The sequence below is a fragment of the uncultured Salegentibacter sp. genome, assembly GCF_963972535.1.
Taxonomy (GTDB): domain Bacteria; phylum Bacteroidota; class Bacteroidia; order Flavobacteriales; family Flavobacteriaceae; genus Salegentibacter.
The window spans coordinates 1-15955 of sequence record NZ_CAXAVR010000059.1 but is presented as its reverse complement, the minus strand read 5'-3'; the positions used below and the strand labels follow the sequence as shown (position 1 = coordinate 15955).

The following is a 15955-nucleotide window of genomic DNA, read 5'->3' as shown; positions in this document are numbered from 1 at the left end:
CGCTTTACAATATCTTCCTTACTAAATTTCATTAAAATTTCAGCACTCATCCGCGTAGTGGCGATGGGGTTTTTTAGATCGTGACCTAAAATTGCAATAAATTGTTCCCGCAATTCAGCTATTTGGTGTTCTTCGTTTAATTCGGCAACCGCATTCTCCTTTTCTTCAATTGCTTCCAGGTGAAAGCTAATTAATTCAGCATAGAGTTGAAACATCCCTCTAATTTCTTCGGTATCAATTTTAGCTATCTTTTTATCTATGGCGCAAATAGTACCAAAAAAACTTCCATCTTTTTTATATAATGGAACCGAAATATAACTTGAAAAACCATACATCGCGGGAGTTGGATGCTTGGCATAAGTTTCGCTTGTGGCTACATTATCTATAAAAACAGCCTGTTCGTGCTGGCGTACCTCGTTACAAATAGTAGTTTCTACTTTTAATTCATCTCCGGGTTTTAAGCCGAATTTAATTTTATCGTTTACAGCGCAGGTAATCCATTTATCTTCTGTGACCCGGGCAATAGCGGTAAAACCCATCCCGGTTGTAAGACAAATAATATCCAATAACTGAGTAACGATGGGGATTTTATTAATATTTGCAACGTCTGCTTTATAATTTTTATGCGTAGTGGAAGTCTTAATAAGAATAATTTTTTGTGTATAAAAAGTTTATAAAATTAGTAAAAATTTTCGATTTCTGAAATAGGTCCAATTCAGTTTACGCGCTTTATATCAATTTTTTACCTGTTCATTACCAAAAAAATGTAGTCTGGATCATTCCTTATTATTTCACCTGTTTTGCTACTTAATTTTAGGATATAATTAAATACAAGCTTGTACCTAAACCGTTTATAAATCTTAAAAATTAATTGTTATGAAAACATTAGTCGTTATTTTGATGCTTGTGAGCTTTAGCTTTAGTAGCTACGCCCAGAGAATTACACAACTGGAAGAAACTAGAATTGCTTATTCTCCTCTTGTTCTCACGGAAACCGATAATCCCGATGAATACCGCTATAATGTGAGCGATAGTTTTGCTGTTGAATTCACTAAAAATCCGATGGCATTTATGGAGTCTTATTTTGATATTTCTAAATTTATTGAAGAAGTGAAATATAAAGATTATGATAGTTATTTAGTACGTTTTCAATCTAGTAAAGGATTTCTTGAAGCCAATTATTCAAAAGAAGGAGTATTAAATCGAACCAGGCAACTATTTAAAGATATTGCTTTGCCTCTCGCAGTAAGAAATGAACTATGGAGACAAACCGAAGGCTGGAGTATGGTAAAGAATAATTATAAAGCCAGGGGCCAGGGGAAGCTTCTGGATAAAGAACTTTATCGAATTAAAGTTGTGAAAAATGATAAATCAAAGATTATTAAAATTGATCCTAAAAATATAAATGAAGAGCGTGTGGCCGGTATGTAATCTCTCCAGAACTTTAACTAATGCCTGTAAAGTATAACTTCAATCTAAATGAAGCTTTTAAAAAACTTTACAGGCTTTTTTATGCTTTATATCAAATAGGAGCCTATTCACAGCATAAAATATATCCCTGGTAGCAGAATTAGGCTGATTCATTCACTAAATTATTTGATATCAATTACTTAGATTCAAAAAAAATATTCAACAAGAAAAAATAGTTTTAAATTACATGGGTATATCTCAAATGTAAAATTATGAAAGCACTTGTTGTAGATGATGAAGAACTGGCAAGAAGAAGAGTGCTTAACCTGCTTGCTGAAGTAAAGGAAATTGAAGTTTTGGGAGAATGCTCCAATGGGAAATCGGCGATTACTCAAATTAATAAGCTTAAGCCGGGACTTGTTTTTCTTGATATTAGTATGAAAGATATGAGTGGATTTGAAGTGCTGCAGAAGCTTCATGTGAACCCAAAACCGATAGTTGTATTTGTAACTGCTTATGATAATTATGCCACAAAAGCTTTTGATGTAGATGCCTTCGATTTTCTGCTGAAACCCTTTCGCGACGAGCGGTTTTTTAAAACTATAAAGAAAGTACTGAATATTTCAAATAATGAAGTTCAGGAAAATTTTGAAAAGCGCCTGCAAACTTTGTTTGAAGTTTATAGCAAAGACAGGAAAACCTCCAAAATTCCCTTAAAACTTCCGGTTAGGCAGGGTAATAAAACCGTTTTATTAACACCCAACGAGATTAGTTATATCTGTGCCTCTGGCTATTATGCTGAAATTTATACTGAAAATAGCAAGTATTTGCTCAGGGAATCTCTAAATAACCTGGAAGAATTTTTCAAAGATTACGCCTTTTTTAGAATTCATAGATCGGCCATTATTAACCTGAATCATATTAAAGAAATTGTGCATTCAGATTTCTCTGAAGTAGATGTAAAAATGAGAGACAATAAATTATTACGCATCAGCAAATCCAATAAAAAGGAATTATTTGATAAACTTGGAATTTAAAGAACCTCAAGATGAGCTTTTCAGCCTTAAAAAATAAATATATAGACGTAAAGCTTATTTTGCTTTTGGCGGCCTTTTACACGTTATTCAATCTGGTATATTTAGGCAAACTGGCTTATATGCGTGCCTTCGTTTCGCGGGAAACCGTAGAATCCTGGCACGACATTATTATCCATAACATGCTTATAGACTGGATTATTGTAGTGGTTTATATGAGCCTGATTGCGATAAGTACTAAGCGCCTTTTAGATAAAAATTATTCGTGGATAAAAATTTTTTTACTGCATACCTTATTTTCAATATTAATAGGGTTTGTAATTCGTTTTTTCTTTGATCTCTACGGAATTTTACTCGGGCTCATGACTTTTGCCGACTATAGTTTAAAAGCCAGTATAGACCGAATGATATTCGTAATAGATCTTAATTTTTTGATCTACTTTGCGATGATTTTTATCATCTACACCTATTATTATTTAAAACAGGTAAAAGAGACCGAGAAGCAAAAGACGCTACTGGAATCTCAACTTACCAATACGCGTATGAAGATGTTATCTTCTCAGCTACAGCCGCATTTTTTATTCAATACCTTAAACTCTATTTCGGTTTTAGTTGAAATAGATGCTAAAAAAGCCCAGGATACCATTGCAGATCTAAGCGACCTGCTTCGTGAAATTTTATACAGTAGCGAGAACTATAAAGTTACCCTGAGAAAGGAATTACGAATGCTGGACTATTATTTAAATATTCTCACTCTTAGGTTTTCAGATCATTTGATAATCGAGAAGAATATAGACGAAAGCCTGTTAGATCATTTAGTGCCATCACTGCTATTACAACCCATTATAGAAAATTCGGTTAAACACGGTTATTCTTACCATAATATACATTTAAAAATTGTGATCAATATTTTTAAATCCAGAGGGTTCCTGGTGCTTAGTGTATACAATAATGGAAAACCACTTACCGAAGAACAAGAAACTTTATTAGAAAAAGGAGTGGGGATTTCTAATATCAGGGATCGTTTACTTACGCTTTACGGAAAAGGGGCCAGTTTTAAAATACGCAATAAAGAGGCTGGAGTAGAAACCATAATAAAAATTCCCTTTTCCAAAACCTGATTATAAGCTTAAACGTTCCCCGTTTTTACTGGCAGATTCATATATTTTTTCCAGGATTATAATATCCTTTAATCCATCTTCCCCGGGAACCATTACTTTTTTATCATTGATAATTGCCAGGGCATCATCATCCATTTGTACAGCTTGCTGATTTTTCCCGAATGGAGCTAAAACAGTCCCATCGCTGGCTTTTCCTTTCACTCCGGAGTATGATTGGAAAGGTCTTAAATAATACCAGCCATCTTTGCAATCTACTTCAAGATTATTCATACTTTCTCCAAAACTGGTTCTGCAATTGGCAGTAATTCCGTTAGGAAATTCAAGATCAAAAACCGTAGTTTCATCAACTTCGTCAAAAATTTCTGGTCTGTTAATTATATGTTTTGCACTAACCGAGATTGGTTCTAAGCCAGTGGTATAGCGCGCTGCATTTAACGGGTAAACGCCCATATCATACATAGCACCGCCACCCATTTCTTTTTCCAGTTTCCAGGGATTCATAGGGTTTCCATAATAACCGGCTTCGGCTTTTAGGTTTTTCATACTACCAAAAGGTTTGGTTTCAGCCCATTTCATTAAGGTTTGCGTATTTTTTTCGTGCTGCATTCTATAACCAATGGAAAGTTTTACCCCATTTTTGTTACAGGCCTCAATTATTTGTCGGCATTCTTCCGAGGTTTTTGCCATAGGCTTTTCACACCAAACGTGTTTCCCTGCATTAGCGGCCTTAATTGCATACTTTGCGTGAAGCCCCGTGGGTACAACAACATAGATCACATCTATATCATCGTTATTGGCAATTTCATCCATATTATCATAATTATACACATTTTGATCTTTAATCCCGTATTTCTTTTGCCATACCGGTATTTTCTCAGGACTTCCGGTTACAATACCTCGTAACTCGCAATAATCGGTTTCCTGAAGCGCCGGTGCAAGTTGCCCGGTACTGTAGTTTCCAAGGCCTAACAGAGCTACGCCTAATTTTTCTTTATTTTTATGAAGTAGAAAATTGGGAATTGGAAGTGTAGTAGCGGCCACAAATAGCCCTGATTTTTTAATAAATGTCCTGCGATCTTGCATAATTATGTTTTTTGCCTGAACCCAAAAGTTACTCAAGCTTTTTTAAAATTTGCAGTCAAAAATTATATTTAACTATTTTTTAAAAACTGATTACCAGTGCTAAGTATGAATTTTCTTAACTTAAAAGTCAAATCAAAACCTGATTAATTATGAAAAAAATACTTGTTTTAACCGGTGATTTCGCTGAAGATTATGAAACTATGGTTCCTTTCCAGATGTTAGAAATGTTGGGCTACACCGTGCATACGGTATGCCCGGGAAAAAAGAAAGGCGACAAGATAAAAACTGCAATTCACGATTTTGAAGGAGACCAAACCTACACTGAAAAACCAGGTCATTTGTTTGAACTCAATTATTCTTTTGATGAGGTATTTGCAGACGATTATGACGGATTTGTAATGGCCGGCGGCCGGGCACCAGAATATCTTAGGCTAAATAAAAAAGTAATTGAAATCACTAAGCATTTCTTTGAAAAAGATAAACCGGTGGCTTCTATTTGCCACGCTATCCAAATTCTTACCGTAGCAAAAGTTTTAAAAGGCAGAACGCTCACCGCATACCCCACAATTGGTCCAGAAATAGAACTGGTGGGAGGGAATTATAAAGAAGTTGAGCCTACTGAAGCAGTGGTAGATGGCAACCTGGTAACATCACCAGCCTGGCCGGGTCACGCCGCATTTATTAGAGAATTTGTAAAATTACTCGGGGCTAAAATTGAGATTTAAGATTGGGGCTTAACCACCCCTTTCTTCAGCTGCGCTGAATTCATTCCCCTCCTTGAAAAGGAGGGGAGCTTTTTTTATCTATCACTTTTCAAATTCAGTGATTTTTCCCTCAATAAATTCCTGAATTTCTTTCGGAGGGGTTTTAAAATCGAACCATTGAATATCGGGGTCTTTTCTAAACCAGGTAAGCTGCCTCTTTGCGAATCTTCGGGTGTTTTTTTTAATTTCTGAAACAGCTGTTTCAAGGGCAATATTTCCTTCCAAATAACTAAAAAGTTCTTTATAGCCTACGGTGTTTAACGCATTTAAATGTTTGTGAGCAAAAAGTTTTTCTGCTTCTTCCAGTAGTCCTTCGTCCATCATTAAATCTACACGCCGGTTTATCCTTTCATAAATTATTTCACGATCGGCAGTAAGACCTATACTTATCGGGGTAAAATCACGCTGTTTTTTAGGATGATTTAAATAAGAGGAATATGGTTTGCCTGAAGTTATGCAAACCTCAAGCGCTCTTATAACTCGCTGCGGATTTTCAACATCTGCTACGTTATAATATTCAGGGTCGTATTTTTGGAGTTCCTTTTGTAAAGGAACCAATCCATTTTCCTCAAACTTTAAGTTTAAATTTTTCCTAATTTCTGCAGGAACTTCGGGAAAATAATCCAGGCCTTGCAGAACGCTTTTGGTGTATAAACCGCTGCCGCCTACCATTATCACAACATCGTGATCCTGGAAAATTTCTTCTAATTTCTGAATCGCATCAGCTTCAAAATCGCCCACATTATAAGCATCTTCAATAGAAATATGTTGAATAAAATGATGTTTCGCAGCTTCCAGTTCTTCGGTTGAAGGAACGGCGGTGCCAATTCTCATTTCCTTATAAAACTGCCGGGAATCTGCTGAAATTATTTCAGTATTAAATTTTTTAGCGAGATTGATGGCCAGGGAAGTTTTACCGATAGCGGTAGGCCCAACTACATTAAGCAAGTAATTATTTTTCATTGAGCTTTTTTCCGCAGTTATGGCAAAATTCAGCATCATCCATATGTTTGGTTTCGTTGCAATGCGGGCAAACCTGGGTATTGGTAGGAATCTTATTTTTTTGAGCCCGGGTAATTTCAGAAGTTACAATGCCGGTTGGTACGGCAATAATTCCGTAACCTACAATCATAATAAATGATGCGATAAACCTACCAAGCGGAGTGATGGGGTGAATATCTCCAAATCCCACGGTAGTAAGTGTTACAATAGCCCAATAAATACTAAGCGGAATATTATCAAAACCTCCTTCTTCTCCTTCAACTAAATGCATTACCGTTCCCATAATTACACAAATAATAAGCACGGCAAAGAGAAAAACAATAATTTTTGGACGGCTGTTACGTAAGGCTAATAATAGTCGGTTAGATTCGCCTATATAACGTGTAATCTTTAGAATTCTAAATACTCTAAGCAATCTTAAGGCTCTTACAGCAAAAAGTAAATTATGACCCCCAAATAGAAAAGCCAGATAGGTGGGAAGGGTGGAGAGTAAATCTACAATACCATAGAAACTAAAAATATAATTTTTAGGTTTTTTAATAGCAATAATCCTTAAAATGTATTCTATGGTGAAAATTATGGTAATGATCCATTCAGCAATATAAAAATGCCAGTAATACTTTAAGTTAAGGCTGCTTACACTTTCCAGCATTACCAGGATAATACTTATGGCGATAACAACAAGTAGAGCAACGTCAAAAAATTTACCCGCCGGGGTATCGGCTTCGTAAATTATTTCGTGGATTTTAGACTTCCAGCCTGGTTTGGGTTGCGTTCTGCTCAAAAATAGAATTTTTAGGAATTATTCAAATTTAAATAAATTGCTGAAGCATCTAAGTAAATTAAAATTTATTTAAGTAGCTGGCGCTAATGGTATAATTTTTAACCGCGAATTTCGGCGTAAATAGCTTTGAATAATATGTTGGGCGTCGCGATCGTTTTTCATAGGGGTAATTATAGACCTAATAATATCTATATTATTAATCTGGTGGTTTAAATTGAAATACCCAATTCCTTTAAATTCGCCATCTTCAACAAGCAATGCACTTTTTTCGTCTATATCACGACCACGATCTATAACCAGCATATGCTGGGTTTTATAAGAATGCTGATTGATTAATGCTCTCACTCTCTCAGTATAAGCTTCAGCCGATTCTTCTTTTATACAGGCACCGTTGCATTTTTCTATGGTATAATTAAAGCAGTTTCCATTGCCTTTTTCAAGATTACAGAGCCTGGGGCAGAGTTCATATTTTGTTATCCACATCTCTAAAACGTTGCGAGCTCGCTTTAAAGAAGAAAAAGTAGTAATACTATTTTTCTTACCGGCACGACCAATTTTTAAATTAATATAACCGTCTTCATCTGTAGAGTGGTAGAGGGCGTGGCTAAAAATATTCTTTTTTAAAACCTTATTGAATTTAGGCTTATTATGTTTTATCTCCTGATTTTCTTTTAAAAGTGCTGCCAGTTCATTTCCTGTGGCTTCAAAACTAACCGAGCTAACTTCTTTCTGCATTTCACGAGCTCTACGCTGCTCGTTGGTAAAATGCTGGGTAACCCGTTTTTTAATATTCCTGCTTTTTCCAATGTAAATAATCTCACCTTCTTCATTATGAAAGTAATAAACGCCTGTAATTCCCGGTAAATCTTCAAGGATATAAACAAGACGTGTATCTATTTGGCGTTTTGGCTCTAATTTTACCGCATCTTTTAGAATATTCTTTTCAATATCTTTTGCGAGTAGCATTTTAAAAAGCTTTACAGTTGCCTGGGCATCTCCACTGGCACGATGCCTGTCACTTAAAGGAATTCCAAGAGCTCTAACAAGTTTTCCTAAACTATAAGAAGCCTGGCCGGGAATAAGTTTTTTAGAAAGTTCTACGGTACATAGTGATCTTCTTTCAAAATCAAAACCAAGTCTTTTAAATTCGGTTCTAAGAATTCTATAATCAAATTTAGCATTGTGGGCTACCAGGACACAATCTTCTGTAATTTCTACAATGCGCCTGGCTACTTCGTAAAATTTTGGAGCATTACGAAGCATATCGTTATTAATTCCCGTGAGGTTAACCACAAAGGGCTGAATTGGTTTTTCGGGATTTACAAGGCTTATAAATTGGTCTACTACTTTTAAACCATCAAATTTATAAATTGCGATTTCTGTAATTCCTTCTTCGTTATATTTACCACCGGTGGTTTCTATGTCTACTACTGCGTACAAAAAATATTTTCTATCTCTTAATAATTCCTTTCACCAAAAATATCACTCCCTATGCGCACCATATTACTACCGCAATCTAAAGCGATTTTATAATCTCCGCTCATTCCCATAGAAAGGATATTCATATTTGAATATGTCTCTTTAAAATCGTTAAAAACCGATTTAAGGTGTTCAAATTCTTTTTTAACCTGAGTTTCATCATCAGTAAAAGTGGCCATTCCCATAAGTCCTTTTACTTTTACGCGATCTAAACTTTTAAACTTTTCTGAATTTAATATTTCTTTAGCTTCTTCTGCTGAAATGCCATACTTACTATCCTCTTCGGCAATTTTAATTTGCAGAAGACAATCTATAGACCGGTCATTTTTGTCGGCTTCTTTATTAATTTCTTTCAATAATTTTAAACTATCTACCGCGTGAATAAGGGAAACATAGGGTGCCATATATTTTACCTTGTTACGCTGCACGTGGCCCACCATATGCCATTTAATATCTTTTGGAAGTTCTTCCCATTTATCAGTCATTTCCTGAATTTTATTCTCTCCAAAGTGTCTTTGGCCGGCCTCGTAGGCTTCTATAAGATCTTCTGTAGGTTTCGTTTTAGAAATAGCCACTAAAGTGACATCTTCAGGCAGTTCAGTTTTATATTTTTTTATATTTTCAGAAATACTCATTCAATCAATTTTTAGTTGGTTTCAAACTCATAGATGGTAAGGCCGTTTAAAAGTTTGGGTTCAATATAGGTGCTTTTGGGAGGCATGGTTAAACCTTCGTCGGCTGTTTCTTTTATTTCTTCAATACTTAAGGGGAGCATTCCAAAACCGACTGCAAATTCACCTTTATCTATACGGGTTTTAAGCTCAATTAAATCATTTTTACCGTGAATATAAGAAATACGCTTATCATTTCTAAGGTCTTTAATTCCTAAAATTGGCTGTAGTACTTTCTTATACAGAATATATGGGTCTAATTTAGTCAAAGAATCTCCAAATTCATAGTTTGTTTTTCGTAAATAAAGCGAATAAAATTCCCCGTCCAAATACATATTAAAATGATGCTTTTGCTGGGGTTTATAAACTTCCATCCCGTGGTTTTCAATTCTGAAATATTCATCCAGATGGATAAGAAATTCTTCTTTGGTATTCCCGTTTAAATCTGTAATGAGTCTGCTGTATTCGTGGATATTAAGGTTACTTTCTGAAATAAGGTAACTCATAAAATAGTTGTAAGGTTCTTTCCCCGTATGGTTGGGATTAGCCTTCCTGGATTCCTGTGCCAGTAAATAAGAAGAAGCGCTCCTATGATGGCCATCTGCAATATACAAATGCGGCATTTGGTCAAATTCTTCTTTAATTTGACTTAATAAATCTTCCTCGTCAATTTTCCAGAGATAATGAATTTCCCGGTTTACGGTGGCAAATTCGTATTCGGCGCGAGTTTGCATAACCTGATTAATAACCTCATTTATCTTAGAATTATCGGGATAGGTGAGCAGAACCGGTTCGGTATTAAAGCCCACTACTTTTAGATAATCCTTAAACAAAGTTTCACGGCTTGCAATTGTATCTTCATGCTTTTTGATGAGGTTATTTTCATAATCTTCGGCACTGGCAGCAGCAATAATACCGCAACAGGTGGTTTCCCTGCTTACTATTTTGTAGAGATAGTAAGCCGGTTTTTCATCTTTTATAAATGAATTTTCTTCTCTGAATTCCAGGTAACGGTTTTTTACCATCTGGAAGCGCTGTCCACCGGTAATTTCGTGCTGAAATTTATAACCCGGATTCAGAATATGTAAAAATGAATACGGGTTATACTGTAAAATTGCTCTTATTTCAGCTTCAGTATAATCTTCAAAAGATTTTGTAGCTACAAGGCCGGCTTTGGCCCGTTGCGGTCTAACCGCTCTAAATGGAAGTATTTTGGTCAAATTCTACAAATTATTTAGCTGAATTGTGAAGAAACCTTTTCGGCTTTTTTACTTTCAGAATAATCATAAAAACCTTCACCAGATTTTATTCCCAGTTTCCCGGCCATCACCATATTAGTCAATAGAGGGCAGGGTGCGTATTTCGGATTTTTAAAACCGTCGTACATCACCTCAAGGATAGAGTGACAAACATCTAAACCAATAAAGTCGGCTAATTGAAGCGGACCCATTGGATGCGCCATTCCGAGTTTCATTACTGTATCTATCTCTTTTACTCCCGCAACGCCATTATAATAGGTTTCAATCGCCTCGTTAATCATTGGCATTAAAATTCGGTTAGCCACAAAACCGGGATAGTCATTCGCTTCAACCGGAACTTTATTTAGTTTTTCTGAAAGTTCCATAATAGACGAGGTAACTTCGTTGCTGGTGCTGTAACCACGAATAATTTCTACCAGTTTCATAATTGGCACCGGGTTCATAAAATGCATTCCAATAACACGCTCTGGATTGGAAACTACTGAAGCGATTTTTGTAATAGAAATTGAAGAAGTATTACTCGCCAAAATGGTTTCGGCTGAACAATTTTCGTCCAGTTGCTTAAAGATCTTGAGTTTTAAATCTTCATTTTCTGTAGCAGCTTCAACTACAAGATCAATTCCATTAACACCTTTGGGAATATCAGTAAAAGTGGTGATATTGTTTAAAGTCGCTTCCTTATCTGCTTCGCTAATTTTTTCTTTGGAAACCATTCGGTCTAAATTTCCCGAAATAGTTTTCATTCCTTTATCCAGACTTTCTTCTGAAATGTCTATAAGGTTTACTTGGTATCCAAATTGGGCAAAAGTGTGGGCGATTCCGTTGCCCATAGTTCCTGCTCCTATAACTGCTATATTTTTCATTTTGTGTGGTTTTTATATAAATTTCAGTCTTAAAATCGACTGAAATAGATTTTATATTACTTACTAAAACTTTCAATAACTCCGTTGGCAACACGCAAAGCTTCAGCGCCCTGTTCCAGCGTTACTATTGGAGTGGTATTATTATTAATGGCGTCGGCAAAAGTTTCTAACTCGTCTAAAATTGCGTTGTTTGGAGAAACATCAGGATTATCAAAATAGATTTGTTTTTTTACTCCTTCTGCATTTTGCAAGATCATCGCGTAATCATCTTCTTTTTCGGGGGCGTCTTTCATTTTCACCACCTCGCATTTTTTCTCCAGAAAATCTACCGAAATATAAGCGTCTCGCTGAAAAAACCTGGATTTACGCATATTTTTCATTGAAATTCGGCTGGCGGTTAAGTTGGCCACACACCCGTTTTCAAATTCAATTCTAGCGTTGGCAATATCTGGCGTATCACTAATTACTGAAACTCCGCTGGCATTGATATTTTTCACCTTCGACTTTACTACGCTTAGAACAGCATCAATATCGTGAATCATTAAATCCAGAACTACAGGAACATCTGTGCCACGCGGGTTAAATTCCGCAAGGCGATGCGCCTCAATAAACATAGGGTTTTCAATTCGGGAAGCTACAGCTCTAAAGGCAGGGTTAAAGCGTTCTACGTGACCAACCTGGCCTTTTACGCCGTGTTTTTTTGCTAAAGCGATAAGTTCTTCGGCTTCTGCAAAAGTGTTGGTAATGGGTTTTTCTATAAAAAGATGTTTACCTGCGGTAATTGTTTTTTTAGCTACTTCAAAATGGGAAAGGGTAGGGGTTACTACATCTACCACATCTACCGCGGCGATGAGTTCTTCTATAGTATCGAATTTTTTATAACCGAATTCCGCAGAAATCTTTTCAGCATTTTCTGAATTGGCATCGTAAAAACCTACAAGCTCATATTTTTCAGATTGGTTGAGTAATTTCAAATGTATCTTTCCTAAGTGTCCTGCACCAAGCACGCCTACTTTCAGCATATTATTTAGCATTTTTCACAAAAATAGTATTTTGATTGCAAATAGTTTAGCAATAAAGAGGAGAATCTCCCCCGTTTTCGCTTGGCATCTTTGACTTCTAATGAGTATTTTTGCAGTTTAAAGGGTGAAAAAGTGATTGAAGATAACTATAGACATAAGGGGAAAAGACAGCAGTTGGTAAAAACCGTAAAGAAAAAGGGTATTACCGATAAAGCCGTTTTAGGGGCAATTGGGAAAATTCCCAGGCATCTCTTTATGGATAGTAGTTTTGAAGATCACGCCTACCAGGACAAAGCTTTTCCTATTGCTGCAGATCAAACTATTTCCCAACCTTATACCGTAGCTTTTCAGACCGAAAAACTGGAGATTGAAAAAGGAGATAAAGTTCTGGAGATTGGAACCGGAAGTGGTTATCAAACCGCAGTTTTATGTGAACTTGGAGCAAAAGTTTACAGCATAGAACGCCAGCGGGAGCTTTATAGAAAAACAAAAATGTTTCTGAATAAAATAGGCTATCGGCCTAAGCATCTCAGTTTTGGAGATGGCTACAAAGGAATGCCAGATTATGCACCTTTTGATAAAATAATTGTAACAGCCGGCGCTCCTTTTGTTCCTAAAGACCTCTTGGGGCAGTTAAAAGTTGGAGGCAGGATGGTAATTCCTGTTGGAGACGATGTGCAAACTATGACTCTTTTTATAAGAAAATCTCCTACAGAATTCGATAAAACCGAATTTGGACAATTCAGGTTCGTGCCTTTACTTGGCGATAAGAATTAATAGCGGTTTTTAAAAAGCTTTTCAATTTATCGTCATCCTGAATTCATTTCAGGATTTAAAATGATTTATTTTTTTCCAACGTATTAGATCCAGAAACAAGTTCAGGATGACCTTAATATGACGTAATAAAAAAGCCGGTTTAAAATATTTAAACCGGCTTTTTTTTATTTAAGCTACAATTAGCTTATTTCTTCTTCTGTTGATTTTTTTGCTGTTCTGCCTGCTCCATCATTTCCTGCATTTTCCTGGTGAACTTATTCTGCTTTTTAGGCTTTTTCTTGTTCTCCTGGATCTTTGCATGAATTTTATCTTCATCAATAATCACATATTTGATCACTAACATAATTCCAATAGTAATTAGGTTAGAGGTGAAGTAGTATAATGAAAGTCCACTCGCATAGTTATTGAAGAAGAACAACATCATTAACGGAGACAGGTACATAATAAATTTCATATTAGGCATTCCCGGTTGCTGGGCTTGCTGCATACTTTGTCCCGTAGTCATCATCATATAAATAAAGATTGCGATAGATGCTAAAATTGGGAATAAACTCACGTGATCTCCATAAAACGGAATAGTGAACGGTAACTCGGCTATAGTATCGTAACTTGATAAATCGTCTGCCCATAAAAATCCTTTCTGTCTTAACTGAAAAGCACTTGGGAAGAACTGGAATAAGGCATAGAAAACCGGAATTTGCATTAAAGCGGGTAAACAACCACTCATTGGGCTGGCTCCTGCTTTGCTATACAGCTTCATAGTTTCCTGCTGCTTTTTCATCGCGTTGTCCTTATACTTCTCATTAAGCTCGTTAATTTCAGGTCTTAAAACCTTCATTTTAGCTTGTGAGAGATAAGATTTATAAGTAACCGGAGAAAGAACAATTCTCACTACAATGGTCATTACAATAATCGCGATACCGTAGCTTGGTAACACTCCGCTTAAAAATGCAAAGAATGGGATAAATACGTATTTATTGATCCACCCAAAAATTCCCCAACCTAATGGTACAACTTCATCAAGATTACGATCGTAATCGTTTAAGATCTTATAATCTGTAGGCCCGTAGTACCAGTTCATATTATAATTAAGCTCCCCACCATTTAATTCTAAAGGCAACTGTGCAGCAAAATCTTTAGTATAAACTGTATCTATTTCTTCGTCTTCAACAAGGTTTCGAGAAGTAAATTTACCGCGGCTAAAAGGAGTGTCAGTTAATAAAATTGAGGTAAAGAAATGCTGTTTATAAGCAACATAAGTAATATTCTCGTCTTCCTGTTCTTCAAAATCACCGCTTCCTAAGTAATCATCATCACCCTCATCGTATTCATAAATGAGGTCGGTATACCTATTTTCATAAGAGATACTTTTCGCGTGGCGGTAACCTTTTAGCTGCCAGTTCATATTAATATCCCTGGAGCTGTTAAATACATTATTTAAGCCCTGAGATCTAATACTAAAATCCAGCATATATTCACCCGGTTTCAGTACATAACGATATTCAAGGAATTCGTTTTCTGAAACTTTCAATTTCATAGAGATAATCTGGTTATCTCCATTTTGGGTTACTTCGGGTTCAAAATAAAGATTTTCGGTGTCTAAAGTTCTGCCGTCTGTGGTGGTGAAATTAATGTTGAAAGAAGCATTTCCGCCTTTAATTAAATAAACCGGAATAGAATCGAAGGTTTTATAATTGGTTAACCTTGCTTCTGAAATATATCCACCTTTATTATCAATTTTAAGTTCTAAAACATCATTGGAAATGGTGGTCGTATTTTCTGTAGCCGATGGAAGACTTGCCGAATAACCAAAAGCGCCCAAACGCTCACGAGCTTGGGCAAGCGCAGTAGAGTCGGCTCCAGGAGTTTGATTTTGTTGTTGTGGAGGTTGGTTAGCATCGGTATTGCCGGGTACTTCAACCTGTTCGGTTTTTTGCTGTGGTTCTAATTCTGCTTCAGAGGGACTGTTGGTATACAACATCCAAAGTAAAATTCCACCAATAAGTATAAATCCAATTAAGGACTGAACATCAAATTTCTTTTCTTCCATGCTTTTCTAAACTATAACTTGCTTTTGGTCAATAAGTCGGCCACTTTTATTTTTGTGCCAGACTGGCATTTTTTCTTTTTTTCGAAAAATCGAAGGCAGCCTTAATAAAGGCTATAAATACCGGGTGCGGAGTAGCAACCGTACTTTTATATTCGGGGTGGTATTGTACACCTACAAACCAGGGATGGTCTTTAAGTTCTATAACTTCTACCAGGCCTGTTTCAGGATTTATTCCGGTGCTTAGCATTCCTGCTTTTTCCAGTTCTTCCTTGTATTTATTGTTGTATTCATAACGGTGGCGATGTCTTTCTTTAATTTCGCTTTTACCGTATGCTTTGTAGATTTTGGAACCTTCTGTAAGTTTACAATCCCAGGCTCCAAGTCGCATTGTTCCGCCTTTGTGAGTTACCTCTTTTTGTTCTTCCATAAGGTCTATAACCGGATGTTTGGTTTTAGGATCCATTTCGGTAGAATTGGCAGTTTTTAACTTTAATACGTTTCTGGCAAATTCAATTACTGCCATTTGCATTCCTAAACAAATACCTAAAAACGGTAAATTTCTTTCCCGGGCATATTTTACCGCGTCTATTTTACCCTCTACACCACGTTCGCCAAATCCCGGCGCTACCAAAATTC

At 36.2% G+C, this 15955-nt stretch carries 16 protein-coding genes; 5 read left to right on the top strand and 11 right to left on the bottom strand.

All coding sequences use genetic code 11. The features are described 5' to 3' along the window. The coding region (locus AACZ30_RS08655; protein WP_339648853.1) for a GAF domain-containing protein at positions 1–566 on the bottom strand (566 nt) is incomplete at its 3' end. A 310-nt stretch (positions 567–876) separates the two neighbouring features. On the opposite strand from AACZ30_RS08655, the gene AACZ30_RS08650 reads away from it, so the two are divergent. From AACZ30_RS08650 to AACZ30_RS08640, 3 genes are all read left to right on the top strand, one after another. Next, positions 877–1431 carry a hypothetical protein gene (locus tag AACZ30_RS08650; RefSeq protein ID WP_339648852.1) on the top strand — a complete coding sequence of 185 codons (555 nt, stop codon included), beginning with the start codon at positions 877–879 and terminating at the stop codon, positions 1429–1431. A 251-nt stretch (positions 1432–1682) separates the two neighbouring features. After that, entirely contained in the window at positions 1683–2447 is a 765-nt protein-coding gene (locus AACZ30_RS08645) for a LytTR family DNA-binding domain-containing protein (protein WP_339648850.1), read from the top strand. A gap of 11 nt (positions 2448–2458) precedes the next feature. After that, positions 2459–3565, top strand: a complete 1107-nt coding sequence (locus tag AACZ30_RS08640; protein ID WP_339648848.1) for a histidine kinase — start codon at positions 2459–2461, stop codon at positions 3563–3565. Here AACZ30_RS08640 and AACZ30_RS08635 read toward each other — a convergent pair whose 3' ends face one another. Then, the gene (locus AACZ30_RS08635; protein WP_093305897.1) at positions 3566–4648 is read right to left on the bottom strand and encodes a Gfo/Idh/MocA family oxidoreductase; all 1083 of its coding nucleotides are present in this window, start codon (positions 4646–4648) and stop codon (positions 3566–3568) included. It abuts the gene before it with no gap. A gap of 149 nt (positions 4649–4797) precedes the next feature. Here AACZ30_RS08635 and AACZ30_RS08630 point away from each other — a divergent pair, with 149 nt between their 5' ends. After that, complete coding sequence (locus AACZ30_RS08630) at positions 4798–5373, top strand: DJ-1/PfpI family protein (protein ID WP_339648846.1); 576 nt, start codon at positions 4798–4800, stop codon at positions 5371–5373. Positions 5374–5454: 81 nt separating this feature from the next. On the opposite strand, the gene miaA is transcribed toward AACZ30_RS08630, so the two are convergent. From miaA to AACZ30_RS08595, 7 genes are all read right to left on the bottom strand, one after another. Beyond that, positions 5455–6375: a tRNA (adenosine(37)-N6)-dimethylallyltransferase MiaA gene (miaA, locus tag AACZ30_RS08625; protein ID WP_339648845.1), complete on the bottom strand. Its 921-nt coding sequence runs from the start codon at positions 6373–6375 to the stop codon at positions 5455–5457. After that, positions 6365–7198 carry an ion transporter gene (locus tag AACZ30_RS08620; RefSeq protein ID WP_075327327.1) on the bottom strand — a complete coding sequence of 278 codons (834 nt, stop codon included), beginning with the start codon at positions 7196–7198 and terminating at the stop codon, positions 6365–6367. Before AACZ30_RS08620 ends, miaA begins: the two co-directional genes overlap by 11 nt. Before the next feature lie 69 nt (positions 7199–7267). Then, positions 7268–8638 carry an exonuclease domain-containing protein gene (locus AACZ30_RS08615; protein WP_339648844.1) on the bottom strand — a complete coding sequence of 457 codons (1371 nt, stop codon included), beginning with the start codon at positions 8636–8638 and terminating at the stop codon, positions 7268–7270. A gap of 17 nt (positions 8639–8655) precedes the next feature. Further along, positions 8656–9312 (bottom strand): YggS family pyridoxal phosphate-dependent enzyme, encoded by a 657-nt coding sequence (locus AACZ30_RS08610; RefSeq protein ID WP_339648842.1) that lies wholly within the window; start codon positions 9310–9312, stop codon positions 8656–8658. 11 nt (positions 9313–9323) lie between these two features. Beyond that, positions 9324–10568 (bottom strand): DUF1015 domain-containing protein, encoded by a 1245-nt coding sequence (locus AACZ30_RS08605; RefSeq protein ID WP_339648841.1) that lies wholly within the window; start codon positions 10566–10568, stop codon positions 9324–9326. Between the two features lie 14 nt (positions 10569–10582). After that, the gene (locus tag AACZ30_RS08600; RefSeq protein WP_339648840.1) at positions 10583–11470 is read right to left on the bottom strand and encodes a 3-hydroxybutyryl-CoA dehydrogenase; all 888 of its coding nucleotides are present in this window, start codon (positions 11468–11470) and stop codon (positions 10583–10585) included. A 56-nt stretch (positions 11471–11526) separates the two neighbouring features. Beyond that, complete coding sequence (locus AACZ30_RS08595; RefSeq protein WP_208226008.1) at positions 11527–12492, bottom strand: Gfo/Idh/MocA family oxidoreductase; 966 nt, start codon at positions 12490–12492, stop codon at positions 11527–11529. A gap of 135 nt (positions 12493–12627) precedes the next feature. Here AACZ30_RS08595 and AACZ30_RS08590 point away from each other — a divergent pair, with 135 nt between their 5' ends. After that, positions 12628–13269, top strand: coding sequence for a protein-L-isoaspartate(D-aspartate) O-methyltransferase (locus AACZ30_RS08590; RefSeq protein ID WP_075327996.1), 642 nt, complete (start codon positions 12628–12630; stop codon positions 13267–13269). A gap of 184 nt (positions 13270–13453) precedes the next feature. On the opposite strand, the gene yidC is transcribed toward AACZ30_RS08590, so the two are convergent. Continuing rightward, positions 13454–15319: a membrane protein insertase YidC gene (gene yidC, locus AACZ30_RS08585; RefSeq protein ID WP_339648838.1), complete on the bottom strand. Its 1866-nt coding sequence runs from the start codon at positions 15317–15319 to the stop codon at positions 13454–13456. A 46-nt stretch (positions 15320–15365) separates the two neighbouring features. Continuing rightward, the coding region (locus AACZ30_RS08580) for a gamma-glutamyl-gamma-aminobutyrate hydrolase family protein (RefSeq protein ID WP_339648837.1) at positions 15366–15955 on the bottom strand (590 nt) is incomplete at its 5' end.